Raw genomic sequence first — 26322 nt, 5'->3', positions numbered from 1 at the left:
TTCGTGTCGGACTCGAACAGCTCGGAACCGCATCCGGCACAGCGGTAGGTGCCGTCGGTCTTGTCGTCCCAGTAGGTGCCGGTGAAGGCCCGCTCTGTGCCCCCCTCGCGCAGCACCTGGTACTGCTCAGGCGTGAGCCGCTCGCGCCACTCCTCCTCGCTGAGTCGGACGTCCTCGGGCATGTGATCCCCTCCGTTCCGTGCTCGCCAGCGTACGCCCGTCGCCGTCTCGGCCGGTCCCAGAACGCCGACAGCGGTCCACACGAGCACGGACACACGTACGCTGTTGCCCTGCTGACGATGGAGGACGGACCCGTGGACGTCGCGCTCTTCGTCTTCCTAGGAGCGGCTGGGCTCGTCATCCTCGTGTGGTTCGCGAGGTACGTCCGGTCGGTGTTCCGGGGCGACGATCAACGCGATCGCGGCTCGCTGTGGTTCATCCCGGGGTCAGGCACCCACGGCGCCCCCGGCGGACAGTCCCCGCCGATCGTCCCGCACAACCCGGACTGGGAACAGGACCGGCGGATCCGGTAGCCGGTACCTGGCTCGGTTGGCGGGCAACCGCGAGCGGCGCCTTCGGGGAACGAAGGCGGGACATGAAGCCGCGCGACAACCGGCAGCGCGTCCACTAGGTCCCGAGGTCCGCCGCGGCGACGTACCCACTACCTCAGCGACGCCTCGGGACCTGGGACCGAACGCATCCAGTTGCGCTACGGGCACCCTGGACGGCCTGGCGGGCACGGGTTCGCTCGGACGTTCACCTCGACGAGTACGTGGCCGGCCGCCAAGGTCGGGAGTTGCTCGTCGTGTTCCTCGCCCGGTTCGACCATGGGCTCCGGGGCCACCGTGACCTGGGCTTCAACGGCCTCGTCCGGACTGAGCGCGGTGAAGCTGCGGACCACGTACCGGTCAGGAACAACCGACCAGCCGTCCGAGCGGAACGCGGCCGCGAGCATCCGCTCAACCTCTTGGGCTTGGCCGGGAACCGCGTAGCGGTGGATGAGCGAGGGGCACGAATCGAAGCACAGGGCGTTGCCGAACTCCCGCGTCTCCACGAGTGTGGCCCCGGCCGGCAGCTCCACGGAGCCGACCGCTCCAGCGAGCCGGCTCGGCATCGCCGGCGTGGCCACGCGCAGCGCGACCCCGACCGCGACGCCGACCACCGCGACGGTCGCGATCACCGCCGTCCGACGCGGATGCCGCAGGAACAGCAACCATGCCAACGCCCCGCCAGCCCCAGACAGGACCAGCGGCGCGGTCAGCCACCCGAACCTCTGCCCGGCAACACCGAACCAGTACAAGGTCACCGTCGCCACGGCCAGCACGGCGACGAGCAGCACCAGTCTCCAAGCCCACCCCAACGCCGTACGCCACCCACGGTCGCTGTCAACCACCGGCGGTCTGGTATCCACCTCCGAAGTATGCCCCCAGTGACCTCGAAGGGACATCGGCTGCCAACAGGCTCCCCACCTGCGACGATGTCGCGCGACAGATCTGGACCATGTCGCGCGACATCGCAGTGGTGGGGCGTGTAGGAGTCGAACCTACGACCTCATGCGTGTCGAGCATGCGCTATCCCGCCTCTGACCTGGGGAAACGCTTCACGGTCCCGTCCCCGTCCCGCATCCGTCCCGCATCAGAACAACGAAACAGGCCGTCGAGGGCGTCCGCGAGGGCCTCGTCCTGGGCCGAGAGGAGGTGTCCGTAGGTGTCCATCGTCGTCCGGATCGACGAGTGCCCGAGTCGCTCCTTGATGGTCAGCGGATGGGCGCCCTGGGCGATCGCCAAGGCTGCGGCGGTATGTCTCAGCTCGTGGAACGTGAGCCCTTCCAAGCGGTGCCCTTCGGTCCATCCGGCGCGCTCGACCGCACGCTTCCAGACCTTGCGGAAGTTCGAGCGACGCATCGGCGTGCCGGACCCCGTAGCGTACACCAGCCCGGACCTTCGCACGGAGCGGTGTCCGAGGTGTTCGGTCAGCAGCTCAACGAGACCTGCAGGCACCGAGACCGTCCGCTTCGATGCGCTCGTCTTCGGCACCGACCATCCGTTGGCGGTCATCCCTTCACCCGTCTCTGCGGAGTCGAGGAGCCGGATAGTTCCGGATTCCCACACCAGGTTGCCGCTCTACCTGCACGCTGGCGGAACAGTGCGATGAGAGCCCCACCGAGCAGCCACGCAGCACCGAGGGAGCCGCCCCCACCGGTCACGGGCAGAACGCTGGATGCTCTCTCGGTGGTGGCAGCTTGTCTCGGCGGTCTGGGCGTGTCAGGCCTTGGTTGGTCACCGCTGCGGCCGGGCCGTGATCGGCCTGGGACGACGTAGGCGGCTCCGGGGCCGGCCGCGTCGATGCTGGCGGCACCGATGACGAGATCCTGGATGCCGTCGCCGGTCAGGTCACCGGCGGTCAGGGAGAACCCGGCGTTGTCGCCGTTCGTCCCCGTGTAGGTGCCGTCGGCGTCGGCGAACGTCAGTTGCCCCTCGGGCGCCTCGAAGATCGCAACGCTTCCTGCCTCGTCACCCGTGCCCCTTGCGGGACGGCCCACGGCCAGCCCACGGGTGCCGTCGCCGTCGAGGTCGACGACGGCCAACGCGTACCCGGTGGATCCTCCAGCAGGCCCGTCGATGCGGACAGGAGCGTCCGCCAGCGCCACGGTCCCCGAGCGTCGTTCGCCGCCGGACAGCACGAAGACCGTGTCCGTCCCGGGCGCCCCGATCGCGAGATCGGGGCTGGCGTCGCCGATCAGGTCGCCGGTGACCAGGCCATTGCCGGCAAGGTCGTCTGCGACCTCACCCTCGAGGACGACGTCGGCGGCAGCGAGACTGTGGGCGCCGGTCGGTGGTTCGTGGAAGAGGTACACCCGTCCGGGCCGTGGCGGCGGGAGCGCGTGGCCGGGAGCGCTCACCAGCAAGTCGGAGTGGCCGTCGCCGTCGAGGTCAGCGCCACCGAGGGTGACACCGGCGAGATCCGCAGGGGCCTCGCCGAACAGTTGCGCAGACGCCGACGTAGCGCTGACCTCACCGTCGATCGCGTCCGTGAAGAGGAACGCCGATCCCCCGCCGACGGGAGGGGACCCCGGCCCGCTGGCTCCCACCACTAGATCGTCGTCACCATCACCGTCCACATCGCCGGCCACGCTGATCCCCAGGCCGAGGAAGTCCGCCGGAGCGAGACCGGACACAACGGCCACGGATGCTCGGCGCGCATCCAGGTTCCCCGCGAGACGTTCGCCACCGTCGATCACGTACGCCTCGCCCGGCCGGTTCACGCCCGGCTGGACCGGGGTGTGGAAGCAGCCGTCCGCGACCGGATCGGCGCCGACGAAGGGCCCAGGCGCGCCGATTATCAGTTCGTCGTCGCCGTCCCCGTCCAGGTCCGCTGCGCCTAAGCCCTCGCCGACGAAGTCCCCCGGCTGTCCGCCGACCAGCGTCGCGTCGGCAGATCCGATCGAACGGCCGTCCTCGAGGGGCCCGTACACGACGTGCACCGCCCCGCCACCGTCGGCCCCACCGGCATGGCACGGCGCACCCACCGCCAGGTCGGCGATCCCGTCACCGTCGAGGTCGCCAATCGCGACGGCAAAACCGGCGACATCACCATCCTGGGCACCGACGAACGCCAACGCCACGTCCGACAGATCCACCGCCCTCTCGTCTGCCGTCGCGGACGGAGCCAGCGCGGCAACCAGTAGAAGTGCGGATACGCAGACGGTCGAGCGGATCACGGCCATTCTCCTCCGGTCGCTGTCCCCGATGGTCACGGGAGAGGGGTCCGGCGACATCCGTAACGGCTACGGAGATTCCTGTGTCGCCCTGGCGCTGACGGGCTCGTGGTGCCTTGTCGGCAGCCGTCGACGAGGGAAATCCGTAGCGAATACGGAGGTGGCACTACGGGGTTCTGGCGAGGGTTCAAGCAGGCCGCGACCAGCTGCGGGGACGACCACGACTAGGAGACGCATCATGTTCGACGTCTTGCCATCCCGTATCACGGTGCTGACCACGGCCTTGGCGCTGATCTTGGGAACGGGCGCCGGGCCGGCCGGATCCGACGAAGGGGCCGTCGCGAACGTCAAGGTTGTCGACATCTCAGCCGGACCGAGCGTCTTCGAGTCCGAGGAGCACCGCTGCCAGACCGCGGAGTCGGCCGCTTGGGGCTACCGCCAAGAGCCTTCGCTGGCGGTCAACCCCGTCGACCCGCAGAACATGGTGGCGATCTGGCGTCAGGACCAGTGGGGCGGTCAGATCCTCGAGGGTGAGGGCGGAGCGGCGCTCTCGGACGTCGTCGCCTACACCACGAACGGGGGGACCACGTGGAGCGAGGTGGTCCTCCCTGATCTCGGGGTCTGCGGTCCCGCCGGCAACGGGGCCAGTGACCCGACCGTCTCGTTCGGTCCGGACGGCACCGCGTACGCCGGCGTGATCCAGTTCGGGATGGGTCCCCACGAGATGGCGATCCTCGCGTACCGTTCGACCGACGGCGGCCGGACGTGGGAAGGCCCCTTCACGGTGCAGGAGGCCGACAGCGCGAACGACAGGCCCACGGTGGTCGCCGATCATTCCACACCGGGCCGGGTGTACGCCATCTGGACCCGGCTCCAACCACTCGACGCCGCTTGCCTGTGCGCGCACCTCGCCCTCGCGCGTTCGGACGACGGAGGTGAGACCTGGACAGGGCCGATGGTCGTCGATCGCGCGAAGGAGCTCTCCGCGAACGGCGCGGCGCAGTTGTCGGTGCTGGCGGACGGGTCTCTGGTGGCGTTGACCTCCGAACTGACGGCCCTCAACGCGTCCCGTTTCCCTGGCACGTACCCCGCATCGATCTACGCCGTGCGTTCGGAGGACGGCGGCGAGACCTGGGCCCGCTACCTGGTCGCCGAGTACCGGTCTACGGATCCCAGCGGAACGGACCCTGACAGCGGCCGCACCATCGATGCGGGCGAGTTCTTCATCGAGCAAGCCGTCGGGAGCGACGGTCGCCTGTACGCAGCCTGGCATCACAACAGCTCGACCTCGAAGGGCGAGGTGTTCGCCGCGCGTTCGGACGACGGGGGCATCAGCTGGACCGAGCCATCCACGGTTGCCGACGTGCCGGCTCAGGTCCTCGATCCCGTGGTTGCGGTGGCAGACGACGGGACGGTCGGGGTTCTGTGGGCGGATCTGCGCAACGACGACGATGTACCTGACGAACCTGACGACGAGGAACTGACGACCGACTGGTGGTTCGCGGCGTCGCGCGACGGCGGCGAGACCTGGTCAGAGACGCACGTCTCGGGACCGTTCGATCTGCGTCACGCCCTGTTCAGCCGGGGCAACGAAACCCGGGACCAGGGCTCCCACTACTGGCTGGGTGAGTACTACGGGCTCGCCGCCGCACCGGGGGGCTTCGCGGCGGCGTTCGTCGAAGCGCGGGAACCGCGGGGGGGCATCAGTCAGACGGACGTGCGCTTCGCCCGGATCCGCCTGCGAGGTCCGCACGGTTGACGTGACACCACCTCACGGGCTCACGCGGCGTTAGCCTGCCCGAACGGCGGGGGGCTGACGGGAGTCGTGATGGCGCGGGCGGGCGCGGTCGGCTTGGCGATAGGGCTCGTCGTGCTCGCCGGCGCCTGCCGGGACGGGCTCGCGTTCCGAGACGACCACGTCCTGTCGATCACGCGACCCGGTGACCGCGCTGCCGTCGCTGTGCCCTTCGAGGTGAACTGGTCCGTACGCGACCTGCCCGACGGCACCCGGTTCGCCGTCCTGGTCGATCGCACGCCGCCACCTGCCGGTGAGGGACTGGAATGGTTCGCCCGCGACGACCCGGGCTGTACACGCGACCCGGAGTGCCCCGACCTCGGCTACCTCGAGGGACTCCACGTCCACGTGACCGAGGACAGCTCGTTCACGGTCACCTCGGTCCCCCGCCCCGAGCGCCCCGACGAGCGGGAGCTGCACGACGTGACGGTGATCCTGCTCGATCGCGACGGGCGCCGGATCGGGGAGACCGACGACACGGTCACCGTGGAGGTGCGCCGTGACCGATGAGCTGCGGGCACGCGCCCGCGAAGCAGCCGGACTGTCCGGCGATCCGCAGCTGTCGCCGCTACGGGAGGTCGTGCGCCGGTCAGGGGTCGGCTGGTACCCGCTGGCCGCGCTCGGCGGGCTCGGCGCCGTCGCCGGGTTCGGCACCTACGCCCTGACCGTGCTGCTACCCGAGATCGGACGGTCGTTGGGGATCGGGGCGGCCGGGCTCGCCGGGCTCCTGACGCTGTCGCCGCTGGCGTCGGCGGCCGCGTCACTGCCGCTGGCCGGGGTCGTGCAGCGGCGTCCGATGCGCGCGCTGCTGGTCGTGGCGGGTGGGCTCGTTGGCGCCCTGTCCCTCGCGCTCGCCGGCTTCGTGGTGCATGCTGGCGAGCTGGCTGCGGTGCTGCTGGCGTCGGGTGCCGCCGCCGCCGTCGTCGCCGTGAGCTACCAACCGCTGGTGGTCGAGCTGTACCCACCCGAGGGTCGGGTGCGGGCACTGTCGATGCTGGCCGCAGCCCGCGGGCTCGGCGATCTGGTCGCACCGGCGGTCGTCGGCGGGCTCGTCGCGGTCGAGGGGCTGACCTGGCGGGGCGTGTTCCTCGTGGCCGGGATCCTCGGGGCGATCGCCGCGGTCGGGGCGGTGGCGCTCTGGGCGAGCCTGTCCCCCACCCCCGAACCCCCGACCATCGACCCCGCCGTCCCCGGAACGACAGCCCCGACCCAGCTCCCCACGGCTCCGACCTCGCTCCCCACCGCCCCCACGGCGGGGTCCACGTCAGGCCTGTCCGGGGTTCCGAGGACGACGATCGACGGGGAACTGATCTGGAGCACGGGAGACGAGATCTACCGTCGCGTCGCCGGCGAGGACGAGCAACTCTTCCCCACACCGGAACTCGCCCTCCCCGTGCGCAACGTCATGCCGGATGGGAGCGGCGGGGCGCTGTTCGAGAACCCACGCGGATTCCTCGGCGACCACGACATCCTGAGGATCGATGCCGAAGGCAGGTTCTCGACCTTCTACGAAGCCGATGCCATCGATGCCTCACTGGTCGGCGTGGCCGTCTGGGAGGGGCGCCCGACCGCGTTCGTCACGGTCCGCACGGGCGATAGCGAGGACCAGGTCGAGGATGTTCACGCCGTCGACATCGAGACAGGTGCGTCGCGCGTCGCGTTGGCGGCCACCGGAGGGATCGAGAACGGCCTGGCGTCGGTGGACGCGCGGGGCGACGACTTGCTGGTGACCTGGGTCGGTGACGGGTCGAACGAGGAGGTCAGGCTGCATCGGGGCGGCGGGCAGGAGTACGAGGTCCTCGCTTCCGGCGATGGCAGCAGCGACCTGGCCGACGCGCAGTTCATCGACGACGACCGGATCGCGTGGGTCAGCACAACACCGTGGGGGCTACCGGAACGGACTCTCGAACTGACCATGCACGACTTCGCGATGGACCGGTCGGCCTCGTCCGGGGTCGCCATCGAAACCGATGTCACGTTCAACTACCTCAGCCTCTCCGTGCGCCCCGACACCGCCCTCATCTCGGCCCTGGTCAGTGATGAGGCTGGCAACGAGGAGCCCACGACGCTGGTGTGGGCGCTCTCACCTGCCGGCTCCGATGGCCTCGGAGCGTCCAACCTCCGCCGGCTCGCCCCGCCGGGCATCTACCGCTTCGACCTCGCGTGAGGCCAACGCCCCGACGGAAACGCGCCTCCACGCGTGTTTCCGTCATCGCCCCGGCCTTACCCCCCCAACGCTCCGACGGAAACGCGCCTCCACGCGTGTTTCCGTCATCGCCCCGGCCTGACCCCCCCAACGCCCCGACGGAAACGCGCCTCCACGCGTGTTTCGGTCATGACCTCTCCACGCGTGTTTCCGTCATGACCTAGGGGTCAGGGGGTGGTGAGCTCGTCGCGGGCCTCGTCGATGGCGTCGAGGAGACTGGCGGCGAGCGGGGCGGCGACCTCGCCGCCGGAGCCGCCGCCTTCCACCAACACCGCGAACCCGAGGTCGCCGGCGTAGCCGACGAACCAGGCGTGGACGGGATCGTCCGGGGCGGAGCCGGTCTGGGCCGACCCGGTCTTGCCCTGGACCGTGCCTTCACCCGGCAGCGCCGCCTGGCCGGTCCCGGCGGTCACGACCTCGCGCATCATCCGGCTCAGGTCGTCCACCACGTCGTCGTCCAAGGCGCGCGGTCGCTCGGGCGGCTCGTCCTGTAGGAGGAACGGTGGGTTCCACGCCCCGGACGCGACCGCCGCCGCCACCGTCGCCATGTGCAGCGGGCTCGCCTGCACCCGGGCCTGGCCGAACGCCGCGGCAGCGCGCTCGGCGAGGTCTTCGGGTGCGGGGAACCGTCCGCCAGCGACGGGCAGCGGCAGCTCGTACTGGACCCCGAACCCGAAGTCCTCCGCCGCGTCCTGGAGCGCCCCGTCCTCGAGCTCGGCGGCCAGCCGGGCGAAGCTGGTGTTGCACGACGCCGCGAACGCACGCAGCAGCGTGACGTTGCCGAGTTCGAAGTCGTCGTCGTTGTGCACCTGCAACCCGCCGACGATCTCCTCGGCCGGGCAGTTCACGCTGTCGGTGGGGCGCAGCCCCGACGCCAACACCGCAGCCGCCGTGACGATCTTGAAGGTCGACCCCGGTGGGTAGAGGCCGGAGAACGCGCGGTTGAAGTCGTCGGTGGGCCGGCTCGCCGCCCCGAGGATCGCCCCCGTCGGGGCGTCGAGCACGACGATCGCCGCCGCACCGTCGACCTCCGACAGCGCCGCCTCCACGCCCTGCTGCACGGCGATGTCGAGCGTCGTCCGGATCGGCTCGGGATCGGCGCCCTCGAACTCGAACAGGATGCGGCGCACCTCCTCGAACGAATCGATGACGACGACCTCGGCCGACGACCGACCCGCGAGCTGCGTCTCGAAGACGCGTTCGAGCCCGGAGAGACCGACCTCGTCCCTCTCGGTGTAGGGCGGGCCGAGCTCCTCGAGCAGCTCGGCGGTGATGGGGCCGGTACGACCGAGGATGTGGGCGGCGAAGCCCTCCTGCTGGGTCAGTCGCGCCTCGGTCTCGCGGAACACGATGCCGGGCACGGGGAACAGCAGCTCGCGCAGCTCGGCGTAGGGTCCAGGGCGCACCGTCAGCACGGGGTAGAACCAGTCCGGGACGAGGTCGTCGCGGTTCAGCAGCTGCCGGACCTCGGCCGGGTCGACATCGGTGTGCTCGTCGAAGGCGGCGACGACGTCCTCGGGCTCCTCGACGCGCTGCGGCTCGATGCCGATCAGGTGCAGCGTCCCGGCGACGGTGAGGGGGGTCCCGTCTCGAGCGAGGATCGGGGCGCGATCGACCAGCACGTCGCGTCGCACGATGCGCCACCGTTCGCGTTCGAGTGCCGGATGGATCGTCTGAGGGCTCCACAGGATGCGCCACTCGCCCTCGTCGCGCTGTGCGGTGATCTCGGTGGTGTAGGAGTACTCCCCGAGCCCCTCCATGGTCAGAGTCGCTCCGACTGGCGCGGAGGCCTCGCCGCGGTTCAACGCGATGGTCCCGAGGTCGAACCGGCCCTCGACGATGTCGAGGTCCTCCCACATCTCCCGGTGACGGCTGACGAAGTCGGCCGGTGGCGTCGCGGCCAACCCTGCCATCGCGTCCCACGCCTCGTTCTCCCACGCGCGCAGGTACGCGGCCATGATCTCGCGCGCCTCGGCGGCGGGATCACCTTGATCGCGACCGGTGAGCAGGAGGAGCGCGCCTCCGACGACCGCGAGGGCGATCACGCTGGCGATGACCAGCGCGAGGCGCTCGCGCACGTGACGCTCCTCTCGACCCCGTGGGGAACCGTAGCTCCAGGAGGTCTCTAGGCGACGGCGGCGTCGGTCTCGTCACCGACGCGGATGCGCGTGTCGAGCCGGTCGAGGCACTCGAGCAGACCGGCACGCAGATCCTCGACGCGCCGTTCGAGGTCGTCGACGCTGCCGGACACGTCGTTGCGCAGCTTGGTCAGCATGCTCTTGACCTGGCTCACCGACACCAGCTGCGCCCGCGCGGCGTCGAGGTCGTCACGGATGCCGCGCGTGTCCACCTCGACATCGGCGGTCCGCAGCTCGGTCAACGCCTCGAAACGAGCGAGGCGGTAGCCGACCTCGAGCGCGAGCCGCGCGTCGGCCCCGTCCTTGTCGAGCAGGACGAGGAAACGGCCCTGGCCCTCCTCGCGGAACGGCGCCGCGCCGGAGGGCATGTGCTCCGGGAGGGCGTACAACGCGAGCGCCGCCACCGCCCCGCGGTTGTGCTTCGCACCGTCCAGCTCACGCAGCATCGGCCGCAGACCGAGCTCACGGTCCTTGGCCTCGACCACGAGGCGCACGTCGAGACCGCTGGTGTCGCGCGGGTTCAGCGTGACGACGATGTCGCCCTTCTTGTTCCCGCCGGCGCCGGCGCTGGTACCGACAGCCTCAGCCCGGTCGCCGAACACCCGCGCGATGTCGTTGACCGCCTCGAAGGCGAGGTCCTCGTAGTCGCGCCCCTTGGCGCTGCCCTTGGCGCGCTCCTCGGTACGCGCCTCGGCGGCAGCCTGCTGTGCCGACGCCGTCTCGGCGAGCTCGCGGCGGTAGTCCTCGATGAGCCGACGCATCTTCTCGAACTGACCGTGGATCTCGTCGCGCCACGTCGCGAGGGGGCTCGCGGCGTTGCCGAGGTCGAGCAGGCGGTGCAGCGTCGAGCCCTCGCCCTCGAAGTGCTCGCCCAGCAACTCGCGCATGCGCCCGATGGCGCTGTCCCGCCGGTCGGGGTCGAACAGCTCGCTGAGCGCCCCGCCCTCGCCGAGGTAGCTGCGCAGCGCCTGCGCCATCGCACCGTCCTCCTCGCTGAAGGCCGCCTCGAAGGCGCGGTCCAGCTGGCTAGCACGGGCGTCGAACTGCTGCTCGAGGCGCTCGCAGAGGCGCGCGAACTCGCGGTCGACGTGGTCGACGTTGACGGTGACACCGGTCGCCCCGAGCGCGAGCACACCTACCCGCAAGACCTGTTCGAGGTCCGCGGCGAGCGCGGTCCCGTCCGCCCCCTCGTCCACCCGCGCCGCGAAGTGTCGGACGACCTCCGGCGCCATGCAGCGGTAGCCATCGATGGTCAACTCGCCATCGGCCGCCACAACGTGACCACGGCTGCCTCGCTGTGCCACGGGACACCTCCTCGGTGGGGAAGGTAACGAGGGGGTGTGACGAGTCCACGCAACCGCGACGGGTAGTGGAAACGCACAGAACGCTCGCGTAGGGTGGCCACGCGCCCGACCGAGGTTGGGCGGCGGGCCCCGCCCCCGAGCGGTGCCGCGACGGGGAGCAGGAGGCGTGGACGCCAGCGCGGAGCGACGCCCGGTCGATCCGGCGGCGGACGAGCGCGTCGAGCGGCTGCTCATCTGGGCTCGCTGGGTCGGGGTCCTGTGGGCGCTGCTGCAGACGTTCCTCACGGGTCAACCCGACGACGCTCCCTCGTACCTGCGGGGCGCGGCGCTCTCCACCGCCGGGGTGTTGGCGGCAGGCAACCTGCTCATCACCTACGGGTTGCGCCGTGGTTGGCACCGCCGACCCAGCTTCGGACTGGCCGGGTTCGCTCTCGACGCGGTCATCGTCACCGCGTTCGTGCTGCTGTTCGCCTTCGACGTCGCGGGGTCGCAGTGGGTGATCGTGACGTTCATCCCCATCGAGGGTGCGGTCCGCTTCCAGTTCCGCGGGGCGCTGATCGGCTGGGTGTGCGCCAGCGTGGTACTGGTCGTGCTCGAGTCTCGGCTCGCGGAACGGGCCGAGGTCGGCTACCGCATCGACAGCGTCACGTTCCGGACCGGCTACGTCCTGCTGGTCGCAACGATCGTGGGCCTGCTGACCCGCTACCTGGTGATGGAGCGTCAGCGGACCCAGGAGGCCTTGGAAGAGGTCACCCGCAGCGACGCGTGGCGCCAGCAGCTCGTGTCGACGCTCGCCCACGACGTCCGCTCGCCACTCACCTCGATCATCGGGTCGGCGCAGTTCCTCTCGCGGCTCGAGGAACCGCTCCCACGCGAGCGTGAGCGACAGCTCCTACAGAGCATCGCGGACCAAGGTCAACGCATCCAGCAGCTCTCCGAGGACCTACTCGATCTCGCCCGGCAGGAGCAGGGCAGCTTGCGCCTGCAGCAGGCGGTGGTCGAGCTACGTCCGCTGATCGAACGCGTCATGGCCTACCTCCCATCCGAGGTCGAGGTCCAGAACCGGGTCCCCGATGGCCTGATGGTCCACGCGGACCCGGGGCGGCTCGAGCAGGTCGTCTACAACCTCGCGACCAACGCACAGCGCCACGGCGCACCTCCGACCGTCATCGAGGCGGTGTCGCGTCCGGGCGGTGTCGAGCTGATCGTGACCGACCACGGGACGGGCGTGCCCTCCGAGGCCCGCGAAGGGCTCTTCGAGCCGTTCTCGACCGGCCCTCGGGCGGACTCGGTGGGTCTGGGGCTGTGGATCGTGCGGACGCTGGCCGAGGCGCACGGCGGGGAGGTGACGTACGAGGACAGCCCCCACGGCGGGGCCCGTTTCCGTGTGCGGGTGCCGGCACGGGCGGACTAGCCCCTCCTAGCCACGACCCGGGGGGGTCCTTGACTGGCTGTACAACCCAGCCGACGTTAAGTGAGTGCAACCCCTCCCCACGGCACCCGACACGGCAACGGCAGGCCCGTTCGGTGAGCGAGACGCCAGCCTGCGAGCGCACCTGCGACGTGCGGTCGACGTCGCGCTGACCGCGACGTTCCTGACGGTCGCCGCGCTCATGGTCTACCCCTCCCTCGACGGGGAGGTCGTAACCAACCTCCCGCTGTACTGGGCGACGCTCGCTGTCGCGCTCGGTGGAGCCGTCGGGATCGGGGCGCTGCCCTGGAACGCCATCCTCCAGCGCCCGTGGCGGTTCCAAGTCCTCGCGGTGTGGTCGGCGCTCGACATCGTCCTGGTCACCCTCGTGGTGGCCAGCACCGGCGGGGCGAAGTCCCCGATGTTCATCATCTACGTGCTCACGACGATCTTCTTCGCCGCGAGCTACCCGGGCGGGGCCCAGTTCGCGCTGTTGGCGTTCACCTACGGCTGCTACCTGCTCGTCGCGCTGCCCACCGCCGGGGCCGATGTCGGCGCCATCTTCATCCGTCTCACGATCCTGGGCCTCACCACCTACATGGTGAACTTCCTGTCCAAACGGCTGATGGATGAGATGACCGCCCACGACGAAGCACGCCTCGAGGCGAGTCGCCGCGCCGATCTGATCGCGACCGTCGCGGCCGTGGGTCGCAACCTCAACACCCTCGACGAGGACCGGGTCCTCGAGGTGGTAGCGGAGGCGGCGCTGGCGCTGGGGTTCGATGCCGCGGATGTGTCGGTACTCGACGAGAGCCGGACCCGCTACCAGCCGCGACACGGGTTCGGCCTCCCCGAGAGCTACACGGCTACGACCCACCCGACGGACACGGGATTCGTCGCCGCGGTTCTGGCCTCGGGTGCAACGGTCGTGCTCGACGACTCCGAGCAGCTCGAGGGCCGCCTCCCGGCGTTCCGCGACGAGGGGTTCCGCAGCGTCATCGCCACACCCATCCGCGTGGACGACGAGATCGTCGCGACGTTGGACGCGGGTTGGCGCCGTATCGAGACACTGAGCGGCCAGGACATCGAGGCGTTCGAGCTGCTCGCGACCCAGGCCGGACGCGCACTGGAGAACGCCCGTCGCTTCGCGCACGAGCGGGAGACGGTCGAACGACTCGGGCAGCTCGATCAGCTGAAGAGCGACTTCCTGTCGAACGTGTCGCACGAGCTGCGCACCCCGCTGACCGTCATCCGCGGGATGAGCACGACGTTGCGGGAACGGTGGGAGGCTGTCCCCGACGACAGCCGCTACGACCTGCTCAGCCGCATCGATTCCAACGCCGTCGCCCTCGACGCCGTGCTCACCGCGTTGCTGGAGTTCAGCCTCCTCCAGGCCGGCACGCTGCAGTCCGACCCCACCGCGTTCGACCTCGACGAGGTCGTCACCTCCACGGTAGGGCGGGTGACGCCACTGCTCTCCCAGCACCGCGTGCAGCTGCACCGGACCGGACCTGCCGTCGTCTACGCCGACCAGGTGCTGATCGGACGCGCCGTCGAGAACCTGCTCACCAACGCGGGCAAGCACACGCCGCCCGGGACCGAGGTCCACGTCGAGGTCGGTGTCGTCGACGGCAGCGCGGAGGTCGTGGTCCGCGACACCGGCCCGGGCATCCCGGCCGAAGAGCTCCCCCACGTCCTCGAGCGCTTCTACCGAGGAGGCGATCCCAACCGGCGCACGAGTCGCGGCCTGGGACTCGGCCTCGCGCTCAGCCAGGAGATCCTCGACCTCTACGGCAGCGAGCTCGAGGTCACGAGCGATGCCGGGATCGGATCGACGTTCCGCTTCCGGCTGCCCATCGTGACCACCGAGGGGATCGAGCGTTCGCTGCACGAGACCACGGGCTAAGTGGTCCCTCACGGCTCGATCGGCGACCCGCTACGGTCGTCCGTCGTGACCAACCTCGATCGGGTGACGCGCGAACCGCTGCGCGCACTCGTGGTGATGAACCTGTTCCCGCCGCACAGCTTCGGCGGCTACGAGGACCTCTGCTCCGGGGCGGTGGACGCCTGGCGTGGTGCCGGTCACGACGTGCGGGTGCTCACGTCACGGTTCCGTCGCCCCGACGTCGACGACGTCGACGAACCACACGTGCAACGCGTCCTGCCGCTGTCGTGGTCGGATCACCGCATGCTCACACCGTCGCTGCGGACACAGCGCCGGGATCAGATCGACGCTCGGGATGCGGTCAACGACCACGTCTCGGACTTCCGACCCCACGTCGTGTCGGTCTGGAACCCCGGCGCCCTGCCCCTCGCCGGACTGTTCACCGCCATCGAAGCGACCACCCTTCCGGTGGTCCTCGTGGTGGGCGACCGCTGGCTCGTGTGGGGCCCGGAGACCGATCCGTGGTCACGGCGCTTCCACCGTCCGCGCTGGCGCGCGGCGCGAGGCGCGATCGCTGGCTTCGCCGGAGTCGCGGCGACCACGGAGCGGATCGGAGCTCCCACGCTCGCGGCGTTCGCGTCCGAGTACCTCCGCCAGGATGCGCTGGCACGAGCCGCGTGGCCGTTCGACGATCACGCGCTGGTGCCGCACGGGCCCGACCTGGGCCGCTACCCGCTCCTCGACCCGAGTGCCGATGCCGGCGCCTGGCGAGGGCGGCTGCTGTACGTCGGGAGGTTGGCCGCGGACAAGGGCGTCGAGACCGCGGTCCGCGTCCTGGCTCGAGCTGCGACCGCACGACTCGACGTGCACGGCACCGGGGACGAGGCGTTCGTGCGCTCCCTGCGGGACGTCGCGGAGCACGAAGGTGTCTCCGACCGTGTCGAGTTCCACGGCGACAGCGCCCCGGACCGGCTGCGACGCGCGTACGACGGAGCGGACGCGCTCGTGTTCCCCTCGGTCTGGCCCGAACCGTTCGGCATCGTCCCGCTCGAAGCGATGGCGCGCGGCCTACCGGTGGTGGCTACCGGCACTGGCGGCTCCGGTGAGTTCCTCATCGAGGGCACGACCGCCCTGCGCTTCCCCCCGGGTGACGTGACCGGGCTCTCGGATCGGCTCGACGAGCTCGCAGCCGATCCGCGCCTGAGGCAGCGGCTTCGCCGCAACGGCCTCGAGGTCGCGCGCTGGCTGTCGCGCGACCGCGCGCACGACGACCTGCTCGCCTGGCACCTCCACGCCGCTGGCCGGATCGCACGCCCCGCCGAGCGGGGCGTGCTCCCACCCAGCCTCGCGGAGTCGGGCGAGCGATCCTGAGGGATCGTCCGCGAGCCGCCGTCGTAGGGACCCGGCGGCATCGGTAGCGGGTCGGTCGATGCCAAGAGCCTGGGCCGGCGGTCACGTCAGCAGGTCGGCCATCAGCCGCACGGTGCTCTCGTCACGCGTGCCGACGAGCAGGTGCGTGACGGGCGAGTCGATCCATCGCTGGAGCCGTTCGCGGATGCGGTCGCGCGGTCCGACCAGTGCGATCTCGTCGGCCAGAGCGTCGGGGACGGCACGCATGGCCTGCTCGCGATCGCCGCCGATGAACAGCTGCTGGACATGGTCGGCCTCCTCCTCGAAGCCCATGCGCTTGATGACGTCGAGGTGGTAGTTCTCGTCCGGGGCGCCCATACCGCCCATGTAGAACGCCAGGCTCCACTTGACGACGGCCATCGCCTGCTCGAGGTCGTCGCCGGGCACGACCGTGACGGGGCAGGCGATCGCGAAGTCGGGCGGGGCGTGGGCGAGCGAGTCGGCGTACATGTCCGGGCTGCGCTCGGGCGAGTAGAAGATCGGGAACCAGCCGTCGGCGATCTCGGCGGTGAGCGCGACGTTCTTGGGCCCCTCCGCCCCGAGGAAGACGGGGATGTCGGCCCGACGCGGGTGGGTGGTGATCTTCAGCGCCTTGCCCTTGCCGGTGCCCCCCGGGTACGGCAGCGGGTAGTGCTCGCCCTCGTGGCTCACCGGGCCCTCCCGGCGCCAGATCGTGCGGAGCACCTCGACGTACTCGCGGGTGCGGGCTAGCGGCTTGGGGAAGGGCTGGCCGTACCAGCCCTCCACGACCTGGGGTCCGGACACGCCGAGGCCGAGGTGGAAGCGGCCGCCGCTGAGGTGATCCAGGGTGACCGCCGTCATCGCGGTCGATGCCGGCGTACGCGCGGAGAGTTGGATCAGCGCCGTGCCGAGCCCGATCCGCTGCGTCCGCGCCCCGATCCACGCCAGCGGGCTCACCGCGTCCGAACCGTAGGCCTCCGCGGTCCACACCGAGTGGTAGCCGACCTCCTCGGCCGCCTGGGCGAGGTCGGTGCCATCGAACGCCTCCGCGCCCCAGTAGCCCAGCATCAACCCGAGCTGCAGGTCACCCATCGCCCCGCCTCCTCCTCGGCGAGGTGGACGCCCCGCCGCAGCCTCAGACTAGAACACGTTCTACCTCCCCGGAAACCACCGGATACGGGGGTTGCGGGCAACAGCGGACCCCGCGACGCGCCCGCCCCACCCACGAACCACCGGATACGAGGGTTCCTGGCGTCGGCGCCCCGTGTGATGCGCCGACCCCGGCGGGGCGCCGGGGGTAGGCTCGTCGGTCCGGAGCGTGCGGCGCGGGGTCGCGACGCTCGGGGCGCGAGAAGGGGGTCGATCGTGCTGTTGCCACTCGCCACCGACGCCGACGAGGTCGTCGACACGGTGATCGACACGCTCACCGGCCAGGCCGAACGGGGCCTGGATCTGCTCCAGTGGATCGTGACGATCATCGCGATCCTCCTCGTCGTCACGATCCTCGCGCTGCTCGTGCGCAACCGCTACAAAAAAGCGGGGCCGGACGAGGCCCTGATCGTCTACGGCCGCAAGCGGCGCTTCGGCAAGAAGCAGGTCGTCGACGACGAGGGACGCCCCACCGAGTTCCGCATCGTGCGGGGCGGCGGGACGCTCGTGACGCCGCTGCTCGAGCAGGCCGAGATCCTGTCGCTGAAGATGATGACGCTCGACATCGACCTCCAGCACGTCTACACGATCCAGGGCATCCCCATCAACGTCCGCGCGGTCGCGCAGGTGAAGGTCAGCAGCGTCGACACCGCCGTCCGGCGCGCGGCCGAGGGCTTCCTCGGGATGGCCCCCGACGACATCCGCTCGACCATCCGCGAGACCGTCGCCGGACACCTGCGCGGCATCATCGGCACGCTGACGGTCGAGGAGCTGTACCGCGATCAGAAGTCGTTCCAGGACAAGGTCCGCGACGAGGCCCACCGCGACCTGGAGGGCATGGGCTTCGAGTTCAAGTCGTTCGTGTTCCAGAACATCCAGGACGACCAGGGCTACCTCGACGCCCTCGGCCAACCCAAGATCCAGGAGGCGCTCAAGAACGCCCGCATCGCGACCGCCAACGCCGACCGCGACGCGCGCGTCGTCGAGGAGGCGGCGCGTCAGGATGCGGAGCAGAAGCGGATCCAGGTCGAGACCGAGATCGTCGAGTCCGACAAGGCGCTGTCGCTGAAGCAGGCCTCGGTCCAGGAGGAGGTCGATGTCGCCAAGGCGCAGGCCACCAAAGCCGGCGAGTTCGAGCTCAAGACCCAGGACATCCGCATCGCCGAGCGCGAGGTCGAGCGTCAGAAACTGGGCCTCAACGCGACCGTCCGCGAGAAGGCGGACGCGGAGAAGTACGCCGCCGAACGGCTCGCCGACGCCGAGAACTACCGCGTCGCGCAGGAGGCCAAGGCCGAGGCCGTCCGGCAGCGCGAACTCGGCCTCGCCGACGCCGACGCCATCCGGGCCAGGGGTGAGGCCGAGGCCGAGGCGCGGCGGCTGCTGGCCGAGGCGCTCAAGCTGTACAACGAGGCCGGCCTGTCGATCGAGGCGCTGAAGGTCGCTCCCGAGATCGCGGCGGCGATCGCCGAGCCTCTGTCACGCGCGGGAACGACGACCATCATCAGCAACGGCTCGAACGGCGGCACCGGGGCATCGAAGCTGACCGAGGACGTCGTGCAGACCCTCACCCAGCTGGGCCCGGTCATGCAGCAGCTCACGGGCGTGGATGTCAGCCAGTTCCTGCAGGACGTGAGCAAGCTGCCGGGGGCGGCCGCGAAGAGCCTCGCGGGTGGCGGCGGTGACGCCGACGCCACGGGGTCCGGCGCCGGGAAGAAGACCCCGAAGAAGAAGGCCTGACGCCCCGTGTCCCAGGCGTCGGCTGAGCTCGCGGAGCTGCTCACCGAGCTGCGCGCGACCGAGGGCAAGATCGCCCGCGGGAAGCTGCTGATGCGCGGCGGCAAGCTGTTCAAGGGGATGTCCACCGACGAGCGCATCCGTGTCGCGTACACGCTCGGTGTCGACAACGTCGGCGAGCTTCTGCTCAAGATGGACCAGGACCAACTCACCGACGAGGACCTCGCCGCGCTGGTCGAACGGGCCGAGCTGCTCGACCCGGTCGAGGTCGGGGCGCTGATCCGCGACCTCGACGACCCCGAGGCGCGCAAGCAAGCGGTCCACGGCCTGGTCGACGAGTTCGTCCGCGAACCCGAGGGTGAGGGCGACGCGGCCGACACGGCCCACGACGGGGACGAGGACCTCGGGGCCTACGAGGAGCTCGACGAGGTCGATGAAGGCGAGGCGCTCCCGCATCGTCCCGTGGAGCGTCCATCCCCGGATGTCGGGGCCAGCTCTCCCCTCGACGATGCGGGGCCGCAACCCGATCCGACCACCCCACCCGCCCCGACCGCCCCACCCGCCCCGACGCCCCTGCCCGCCCCGACGCCCCCTTCCGCCGCGCCCGCTCCAGCCGAGCTGACGGCGAGCGCGTTGGCGGCGGCGGTCGGGGCGGTCGCGTCGTCGGTCGCGCAGCTACGGACGCTGCGAACGCGAACCGACGAGGCGGCCATGCTCGACGTCGCGCAGCTGCGTCAGCTCGTGCGCACCTTCCCGGAGGGCTGGCGCCGCCGACGGGCGGTATCGACGCTGTTCGCGGACGGCGTCCCGGCATCGTTCGACGCCGCGCTGGAGGTGCTGGGTGAGCTGCCTGCCGAGGCCGATTGGGTATGGGCCGCCTCCACGCTCGTGCGGGAGCGCGAGCTCGCGTCGGACTCGCTCAACCGGCTGTTGCAGGCCGCCCCCAGCGAGCGGGCGCGTCAGCGCATCGCGATGCGGGCCAGCTGAACCGACGGGGTCGCGGCCCTGCACGTCCGTCGGTGTGCCGGTTCCGGTGCCAGATCGCAACGAGACCGGCACATCGACCGGCTAGACGGGGGACCGGCTCAAGCGGTTTCGCACTGCGGCGGAGACCTCGAACGCGCGCCCCCCGGAACTCGTCCCCGATGGCGGGGGTCGCCGATGTCACGCGACGTGACGAGGACTCACTCGAACGTGACGACCTGGCGCACGACCTCTCCGGCAGCGAGCGCCCCGACGGCGTCGTTGATCCGCTCGATCGGCACGCGGCGCGAGATCAGCCCCTCGAGGTCGAGCCGCCCCGCGCGCCAGTGCTCGATCAGCAGCGGGAAGTCACGGTGCACGTCGGCCGAGCCGTACAGCGAGCCGATGATGCGCTTCTCGACGAACGCGAGCTCGAAAGCGTTGAACACGACCTCGTCGGTGTACGCGCCCATGCCGACGACCACCGTGGCGCCGCCCCGTCGCGTCGCGTCGTACGCGGCGCGGATGGTGGCGGGGCGGCCGACCGCCTCGATGACGTAGTCGAAGCCGTCCCCGCCGGTGAGTTCGGCCGACAGCTCCGGCAGGTCGTCGGGCGTCACCGCGTGGGTAGCCCCGAGCTCCACCGCGAGCCCGTGCTTGGTGATCAGCGGGTCGATGGCGACGATCGTCTTGGCATCGGCGATGCGAGCGGCTTGCACGGCGCTCAGGCCGACCCCGCCGAGACCGACGACCGCGACCGCGGCTCCCGGTTCGACCTTCGCCGCGTTGAACACCGCCCCGGCCCCCGTGGTGACACCGCAGCCGATCAGCGCCGCCACCTCGAGCGGGACGTCGTCCTCGATGCGCACGGCGGCGTTCGCGTGGACGACGACCTGCTCGGCGAAGCATCCGACCCCGGCCATGGCGTACAGGTCGGTGTCCCCCGCGCGGAAGCGGGGCGTCCCCGCACTCGTTCCGAGGTGGGTGATGCACAGGTTCGGCTGCCCTCCGAGGCACCATCGGCAGTCGCCGCACGGCGCCATCCAAGCGAGGATGACGTGGTCGCCCTCGGCGAGCCCGTCCACATCGTCACCCACCGCCGAGACGACGCCCGCGCCCTCGTGCCCCAGCACGGCCGGGGCGGGTTGCGGGAACCTGCCGTTCATGGCCGACAGGTCGGAGTGGCACACCCCGGAGGCGGCCACGTCCACGCGGACCTCGCCGGGTGCTGGCGCGGGGACATCGATGTCGTCACGGACGTCGAGCGTCTCGTCGCCGACCTGGACGAGGACCGCCCCGCGCACCTCAGTCCTCAAGGCTGAGGGCGGCCTTGGGGCACGCCATCACGGCGGCCTCGACCTTGGCACGCAGCTCCTCCGGTGGGTTCTCGTCCTTGAGGTGGAGGAAGTCGTTGTCGTCGACGTGGAACACCTCGGGCAGGATCTCCACACAGCGGGCGTTGGCCTCGCAGGCGTCGTAGTCGGCGATGATGCGCACGGTCAGCCTCCCGGTCGTCGTACACCGAGGGTAGACGCCCGCAGCTGCCGCGCTCGGGGCCGTCACCGGGACACGGGGCCGACGTACACGTCCGATACACCTTCGATCGCGAGTTCGCCGGTCGCGATGAACGCCGTGACGAGCTGGGAGCGGCGACCGGTGGCGAGACCGAGCTGGTAGCTGACCGGTCCCGAACCGAGAGCCCAGTGCTCGACCGCCCCCTCGGCGAACGGACCCGCCAGCCGTTGCGTCGTCCAGTTCACCCCGTCGTCGAGCGACCGCGTGAGCATCACGCAGCGACGGCATCGGGTACCTCGACCTCCCCCCGAACGACGACGAGAACCGCCGCGTCGTCGCTGTCCTGCGCTACCTACGGGGCGAGCGACCCGCGTGACGGGCTGACCCCGGACCCGCGTCCGGCGCTGACGAGCACGACGACGCCGGGTCAGCCCAGGAGCCCAGCGAGCTCCGCCTCGACCGCCGGGCCGAGTGCGGCCTCACCGCCCAGCAGGACGAGACCGTCGGGTGTGAGCCGCTCGAGTTCGTCCCGGACCGCATCGGGCACGGGTCCGTCGGACGGGACGAGCAGGACCGGCCAGCCGACCATGCCAGCCCCGGCGGCCGCCCCGAGGGCATCCGCGAACTGCTCGCCGGTCGCGATGTAAACCGTGTCGACGGCGTCGGGGTCGGGGAAGGCCGCTCGGCTGATCGCGACCGCGGTGGCGTACCGATCCGCTCCCCACAACCTCCTCACGTCTCCGGACGTGTGGCCGGCGAGCTTTGCGGCGACCGCATCGCTGACGGCTGCGGGGCCACCCAGCACCGTGATCGAGGCGGGACGCAGCCGATCGAGCTCCTCTCGGGTCACCTCCGGGATGACCTCGCGACGGACAAGCAGAAGTGCGGCGCCATCGCGGATCGCGGCGACCGCGCCCGTCAGCGCGTCCGGCCAGTCCTCACCGCTCGCGACGTGCACGGGTGTGCCGGTGCGGTTGGCGCGCTGCGACAGCAGCGCCGCGGTCGCGTAGCGATCGGTGCCGCCGACGCGGTCGCGCGCGTCGAGGCTGAACACCGGGTCGTAGAAGCCGTTCAGCTCCTCCTGCACCTCCTCCGAGATGGCCGCGGGTCCTCCGGCCAGCGAGACCGCGTGGGGGAAGTGACGCAGGATCTCGTCCGTCGTCGGATGCGGCACGTCGTCGCGCCGGACGAGGAAGACTGTCTCGGCGGCGCGACCGGCGATCACTGCGGCGGTCAGCCCGTCGGGGAACGTCTGGCCGGATGCCACGACGGCGTGATCCGCGGCCGCCTGGAAGTGCAGCGCCCCGACCAGCGCCGCCGTCACGTACCGGTCCGCGCCAGCGAGGCGACGCACGACGTCCTGGCACTCCTCTTCGACGGTCGAGAAGTACGCCCCGTCGGGGCACGCGAACGGGGGTGCCTGCCACCCCGCCTCGGCACCGCGGACGTACACGTCGAGCCCCGGGTTGGTGTCCTCACCCGCGAGACCCGCGAGCCTCGACGACCACGCCACGACCTGTCCGTCGGCGCTGACAGCAGCCGGGTGGTCGTAGATCGTGGGGGCGTTCGGGTGTCGGTCGTGGAGGGTCCGGTCGGTCTCGTGGTCGCCGCCGACGACGCGTCCCTCGGACGTGTAGCTGACGAGCTGGACCGTCTCGGTTCCGGTGTCGGAACGCACGTACGACGCCAGGTTCGGCCGGTTGCCACCGCCCCAGTTGACCATCCCAGGCGTGAGGTCAGGTGCCGCCGACGCGAACACGACAACGGACCCGTCCGCGCTGATCGCGGGCATCCCCGATGGGGCGAAGCCCTCCCGCAAGGGCGCGCCGCTGCGGGTGTGGTACGCGGGGTGGTTCTCACCGTCCGATCGGGTCCACAGCCTCGGCCTGCACGAGGAGTTGCGGTACACGACGTCACCGGTGTCGGCGACCACGGGGGCAGCCGTCCGCGAGCCACCCTCGACCACGGGGCATGAACTCTCGCCGAGCTGCGCGACGCTGACCTCGCTGTCGGTCTCGAGGTCGTGGAGGACCACCTCCTCACCGGTCACGAACGTCAGGAACCGGCCGCTGCGCGACAGGGCGTGTGCCGTGAGCGGGGCCGCGGCCTCGCTCTCGACCTGCACCGCGACGGCGGTTCCGGTGTCGACGACCCAGACACCCGTGCTCCGGAATGCCACGGTGCCCGCGTCGGCGGACATCGAAGGCTCGACGGCGTCACCCGGCACCGACCCGGACAGCAGGGTCTCGTCGCCGGTCTCGCGGTCGCGGAGGTAGACGTCGTGGTCCTCGTCGGTGTCCGCTGGCACGCGTTGGAGGTCGGTCTGGAACACGACGTAGCGGCCATCGTCGCTCACATCCGGGTTCCAGCGATCGCCGATCGCTCCCGTCAGAACCCGCTCGGTCGAGCCCGCGACGAGATCGCGGATGTAGATGTCGCGGCGTGTCTCGTCACCACCCGGCAGCAGCGCCGACCCCGGCCCCAGGAAGGTGACGTAACGGCCGTCGCTGCTGAGGGCGGGGCGCTGGAAGTGGCCGGACCCGGACTCGCCGTTCGTGCGGACCGACGCGAGTTGGACGTCGACCACCTTGTCGGAGTCGGCGCCAGCGGGGGACGCGGTGACCGCCACGCACGCAACGGCCAGCAAGACGATGCTCTTCAGACGCACGGTGGCGATCTCCCCGTTGACGCCGCCCGACCGACGAACCGTACTTCGCGGCGCAGCCGGTCGCCGCGGCTTGGAGGAAGTCATCCGACCGCCCCACACCCGGTTCGTCTCGTCGGGAGTCGGGGTCGAGGTATCACGTCGTCGTGGCGGTGCTGGCCGTAGGCTCGTCCAGGTCGCAGCCGTCGGACGGAAGTGAGCGGGCGTGGTGGACCGCTACGACGTCGCGGTCGTCGGCCTCGGTGGCATCGGCGCAGCGATCGCGTGCCACCTCGCCCGTCGGGGTAGATCCGTGGTCGGCCTGGACCGCCACTCGCCGCCGCACGTCCACGGCTCGTCGCACGGCCGCAGCCGGATCATCCGCAAGGCCTACTTCGAGGGCACGAGCTACGTGCCGCTGCTCGAACGCGCCTACGCCGCCTGGTCGGACCTCGAGGCCGACGCTGGCACCCGCCTGCTCACGATCACCGGGGGCCTGTTCATCGGTCGCGAGGACGACGACGTCGTGACCGGAACCCTCAGGAGCGCCGAGGCACACGATCTCGAGCACGAACGGCTCGACGCCGCCGAGGTCCGACAGCGCTTCCCGGCGCTCCGGCTCGCCGAGGACGAGGTCGCGGTCTACGAGGCCGACGCCGGGATCGTCTTCCCGGAGGCGGCCCAGCGCGCGCACCTGCGGGTGGCTGATGCCTCCGGCGCGAGGTTGCGCGTCGGGATGGCGGTGAACTCGTGGACGGCGGAGGACGAGAGCATCCGGCTGGACGTCGACCAGGGTCCGCCGCTGTTCGTCGACCGGCTCGTGCTCGCGCCGGGACCGTGGGCGGCCGGGCTGCTGCAGCTGGACGTCCCCTTCGTCGTCGAGCGTCAGTGCATGTTCTGGTTCCAGCGGGGGACCGACGACCCGCAGCTGCAGCCGCCGGACCTCCCCATCTTCATGTGGAGCCGCGGTGACGGTCCGGCGATCTACGGAGCACCGGGGCTGCGGGGCGAGGGCCCGAAGGTGGCCTTCCACCACGGCGGTGACACCGGCGAACTCGCCGACCTCGACCCCGAGGTCCGGTCCGAGGACGAGTCCGAGCTCCGCGCGGTGCTTCGGGAGCGCCTCCCAGCGCTCGACGTCGCCCCGTCGGAGGCGATGGTGTGCCGCTACACCAACACGCCGGACGGCCACTTCGTCGTCGGTCCGCACCCCGACGCCCCGAACGTGATGATCGCGGCGGGTTTCTCGGGGCACGGCTACAAGTTCTGCCCCGTCATCGGCGAGGCGGTAGCCGCCCTCGTCATCGACGGCACGACCGACCTCGACCTGAGCCTGTTCGATCCGGCTCGCTTCTCCGGGTCCGAGGCCGGGTAGGGTCGTGCGTGCTGACGCAAGAGTGCTCAAGCAGCGAAGCGGTAGCACACCCGAAAGTGCTCAAGAAGCGAAGCGATAGCACACCCAAGAGGACCGATCGGGGGATCGGTGACCACCCTGCTCGCCGTCGACGGTAACTCGCTCGCGCACCGCGCGTGGCACGCCCTGCGTGAGGAGGCCACCGGTGGGCCGTGGGTCACCGACGGCATCGTAAGGATGCTGGCGAGCGCCTGGATCTACGGTCCCTACGACGCCGTCGTCGTAGCTTTCGACTCCCCAACCTCGATGCGTCGCGAGCTCTACCCCGAGTACAAGTCGCGTCGGGACGACCACGATCCACTGCTCACCGAGCAGATCGCGCTGGCTGCCTCCACGCTCGCCGCGTGCGGCCTCCACGTCGTGACGGCGGACGGCTACGAGGCGGACGACCTGCTCGCCGCGACCGCCGAAGCGATCCACCGTCTCCCTCCGGCCCGCTGCCACGTGCTGTCCTCCGACCGCGACCTGACCGCCGTCGTCACCGATCGCGTGATCCTGCTGCGACCTCGCCGGACGATGTCGGACATCCGCATCTACGACGTCGCCGCGGTCGAAGCCGAGTACGGCGTCGCGCCCGGTCTCTACCTACAGCTCGCGGCGCTCCGCGGCGACCCGTCGGACGACCTGCCCGGCGTTCGCGGCATCGGTCGCAAGACCGCCGCCAAGCTGTTGCGCTCGTTCGGCTCGGTGGAGGAGATCTACGCCAACCTCCGTTACCTCGACCACAAAGTCGCCGCCGAACTGCGGGCCGCCCGTGACGACGTCGAGCGCAACCTGCTGCTCATGTCCCCGCTGGGGACCCACGACATCGACGTCGCGGCGCTGCTCGGGGCCGCCATCGACGTCGACCAGATGGATGCGACGCTCACGGCAGCCGGTCTCGGTCGTGCCGCTGGCGTGTTCCGCTGGGCGTTCGAGCGCGGTCCCCTGCCGCCGAAGCCTCCGCCGCCCGACGACGGACCCGCCGACGGGCTCACGATCGTGCTGCCAGAACCTCCTAACGTGCCCATCGAGGGCGAACAGGTGGGGCTGTTCGACTGAGGCCGGGAGCGTCCGGCGGGGGCTGGCGTTTGCA

Annotated in this window: 22 protein-coding genes; 11 read left to right on the top strand and 11 right to left on the bottom strand. The window is 70.8% G+C overall.

Going from position 1 to position 26322, the window contains the following annotated elements:
* A partial coding sequence (locus tag KY469_14290) for a peptide-methionine (R)-S-oxide reductase (GenBank protein ID MBW3664266.1) occupies positions 1–182 on the bottom strand: 182 nt, incomplete at its 3' end.
* A gap of 132 nt (positions 183–314) precedes the next feature.
* Between KY469_14290 and KY469_14285 the strand changes: the two genes are divergently transcribed.
* Entirely contained in the window at positions 315–533 is a 219-nt protein-coding gene (locus tag KY469_14285; GenBank protein MBW3664265.1) for a hypothetical protein, read from the top strand.
* A gap of 176 nt (positions 534–709) precedes the next feature.
* Here the strand turns inward: KY469_14285 and KY469_14280 are convergent, their stop codons facing one another.
* The 3 genes from KY469_14280 to KY469_14270 all read right to left on the bottom strand — a co-directional run bounded on the left by KY469_14280 (position 710) and on the right by KY469_14270 (position 3640).
* Complete coding sequence (locus tag KY469_14280; GenBank protein ID MBW3664264.1) at positions 710–1339, bottom strand: hypothetical protein; 630 nt, start codon at positions 1337–1339, stop codon at positions 710–712.
* A 232-nt stretch (positions 1340–1571) separates the two neighbouring features.
* Positions 1572–2036 (bottom strand): tyrosine-type recombinase/integrase, encoded by a 465-nt coding sequence (locus KY469_14275; protein MBW3664263.1) that lies wholly within the window; start codon positions 2034–2036, stop codon positions 1572–1574.
* Positions 2037–2053: 17 nt separating this feature from the next.
* On the bottom strand, positions 2054–3640 hold the full coding sequence (locus KY469_14270; protein ID MBW3664262.1) for an integrin alpha: 1587 nt from the start codon (positions 3638–3640) through the stop codon (positions 2054–2056).
* Positions 3641–3956: 316 nt separating this feature from the next.
* Here KY469_14270 and KY469_14265 point away from each other — a divergent pair, with 316 nt between their 5' ends.
* From KY469_14265 to KY469_14255, 3 genes are all read left to right on the top strand, one after another.
* Entirely contained in the window at positions 3957–5477 is a 1521-nt protein-coding gene (locus KY469_14265; protein MBW3664261.1) for a glycoside hydrolase, read from the top strand.
* A 69-nt stretch (positions 5478–5546) separates the two neighbouring features.
* Entirely contained in the window at positions 5547–6023 is a 477-nt protein-coding gene (locus KY469_14260; protein ID MBW3664260.1) for a hypothetical protein, read from the top strand.
* Positions 6013–7680 carry an MFS transporter gene (locus KY469_14255; GenBank protein ID MBW3664259.1) on the top strand — a complete coding sequence of 556 codons (1668 nt, stop codon included), beginning with the start codon at positions 6013–6015 and terminating at the stop codon, positions 7678–7680. Before KY469_14260 ends, KY469_14255 begins: the two co-directional genes overlap by 11 nt.
* A gap of 206 nt (positions 7681–7886) precedes the next feature.
* Here KY469_14255 and KY469_14250 read toward each other — a convergent pair whose 3' ends face one another.
* Positions 7887–9797, bottom strand: coding sequence for a penicillin-binding protein (locus tag KY469_14250; protein MBW3664258.1), 1911 nt, complete (start codon positions 9795–9797; stop codon positions 7887–7889).
* A 47-nt stretch (positions 9798–9844) separates the two neighbouring features.
* Positions 9845–11161, bottom strand: a complete 1317-nt coding sequence (locus tag KY469_14245) for a hypothetical protein (protein ID MBW3664257.1) — start codon at positions 11159–11161, stop codon at positions 9845–9847.
* A 166-nt stretch (positions 11162–11327) separates the two neighbouring features.
* Between KY469_14245 and KY469_14240 the strand changes: the two genes are divergently transcribed.
* The 3 genes from KY469_14240 (at position 11328) to KY469_14230 (ending at position 15828) form a co-directional block, all read left to right on the top strand.
* A complete protein-coding gene (locus KY469_14240) occupies positions 11328–12575 on the top strand; it encodes a HAMP domain-containing histidine kinase (protein MBW3664256.1) in 1248 nt (415 codons plus the stop codon).
* A gap of 64 nt (positions 12576–12639) precedes the next feature.
* Complete coding sequence (locus KY469_14235; GenBank protein ID MBW3664255.1) at positions 12640–14478, top strand: GAF domain-containing protein; 1839 nt, start codon at positions 12640–12642, stop codon at positions 14476–14478.
* A gap of 45 nt (positions 14479–14523) precedes the next feature.
* Positions 14524–15828, top strand: a complete 1305-nt coding sequence (locus tag KY469_14230; GenBank protein ID MBW3664254.1) for a glycosyltransferase family 4 protein — start codon at positions 14524–14526, stop codon at positions 15826–15828.
* Positions 15829–15909: 81 nt separating this feature from the next.
* Here the strand turns inward: KY469_14230 and KY469_14225 are convergent, their stop codons facing one another.
* Positions 15910–16920: an LLM class F420-dependent oxidoreductase gene (locus KY469_14225; GenBank protein MBW3664253.1), complete on the bottom strand. Its 1011-nt coding sequence runs from the start codon at positions 16918–16920 to the stop codon at positions 15910–15912.
* Between the two features lie 273 nt (positions 16921–17193).
* Between KY469_14225 and KY469_14220 the strand changes: the two genes are divergently transcribed.
* Together KY469_14220 and KY469_14215 are read left to right on the top strand one after the other, a co-directional pair.
* Positions 17194–18714: a hypothetical protein gene (locus KY469_14220; GenBank protein ID MBW3664252.1), complete on the top strand. Its 1521-nt coding sequence runs from the start codon at positions 17194–17196 to the stop codon at positions 18712–18714.
* Positions 18715–18720: 6 nt separating this feature from the next.
* The gene (locus tag KY469_14215; GenBank protein ID MBW3664251.1) at positions 18721–19698 is read left to right on the top strand and encodes a hypothetical protein; all 978 of its coding nucleotides are present in this window, start codon (positions 18721–18723) and stop codon (positions 19696–19698) included.
* A 197-nt stretch (positions 19699–19895) separates the two neighbouring features.
* Here the strand turns inward: KY469_14215 and KY469_14210 are convergent, their stop codons facing one another.
* The 4 genes from KY469_14210 to KY469_14195 form a co-directional block, all read right to left on the bottom strand.
* On the bottom strand, positions 19896–20978 hold the full coding sequence (locus KY469_14210; protein MBW3664250.1) for a Zn-dependent alcohol dehydrogenase: 1083 nt from the start codon (positions 20976–20978) through the stop codon (positions 19896–19898).
* Position 20979: 1 nt separating this feature from the next.
* Positions 20980–21171 (bottom strand): ferredoxin, encoded by a 192-nt coding sequence (locus KY469_14205; GenBank protein MBW3664249.1) that lies wholly within the window; start codon positions 21169–21171, stop codon positions 20980–20982.
* Between the two features lie 62 nt (positions 21172–21233).
* Positions 21234–21464 carry a hypothetical protein gene (locus KY469_14200; protein MBW3664248.1) on the bottom strand — a complete coding sequence of 77 codons (231 nt, stop codon included), beginning with the start codon at positions 21462–21464 and terminating at the stop codon, positions 21234–21236.
* Positions 21465–21616: 152 nt separating this feature from the next.
* On the bottom strand, positions 21617–23857 hold the full coding sequence (locus KY469_14195) for a cell wall-binding repeat-containing protein (protein ID MBW3664247.1): 2241 nt from the start codon (positions 23855–23857) through the stop codon (positions 21617–21619).
* A gap of 205 nt (positions 23858–24062) precedes the next feature.
* Between KY469_14195 and solA the strand changes: the two genes are divergently transcribed.
* On the top strand, positions 24063–25208 hold the full coding sequence (gene solA, locus KY469_14190; protein ID MBW3664246.1) for an N-methyl-L-tryptophan oxidase: 1146 nt from the start codon (positions 24063–24065) through the stop codon (positions 25206–25208).
* 108 nt (positions 25209–25316) lie between these two features.
* Entirely contained in the window at positions 25317–26288 is a 972-nt protein-coding gene (locus tag KY469_14185; protein MBW3664245.1) for a hypothetical protein, read from the top strand.
* Positions 26289–26322: the final 34 nt, after the last annotated feature.

Source organism: Actinomycetota bacterium (assembly GCA_019347575.1).
In the GTDB taxonomy this organism is placed as follows: domain Bacteria; phylum Actinomycetota; class Nitriliruptoria; order Nitriliruptorales; family Nitriliruptoraceae; genus JAHWKY01.
This window is presented reverse-complemented; position numbering and strand designations above follow the sequence as displayed.

What these genes read in the sequence shown, in the direction of transcription:
- KY469_14265 (MBW3664261.1), top strand. Translation starts at nt 3,957, where the DNA reads ATGTTCGACGTCTTGCCATCCCGTATCACGGTGCTGACCACGGCCTTG.
- KY469_14260 (MBW3664260.1), top strand. Translation starts at nt 5,547, where the DNA reads ATGGCGCGGGCGGGCGCGGTCGGCTTGGCGATAGGGCTCGTCGTGCTC.
- KY469_14225 (MBW3664253.1), bottom strand. Translation starts at nt 16,920, where the DNA reads ATGGGTGACCTGCAGCTCGGGTTGATGCTGGGCTACTGGGGCGCGGAG.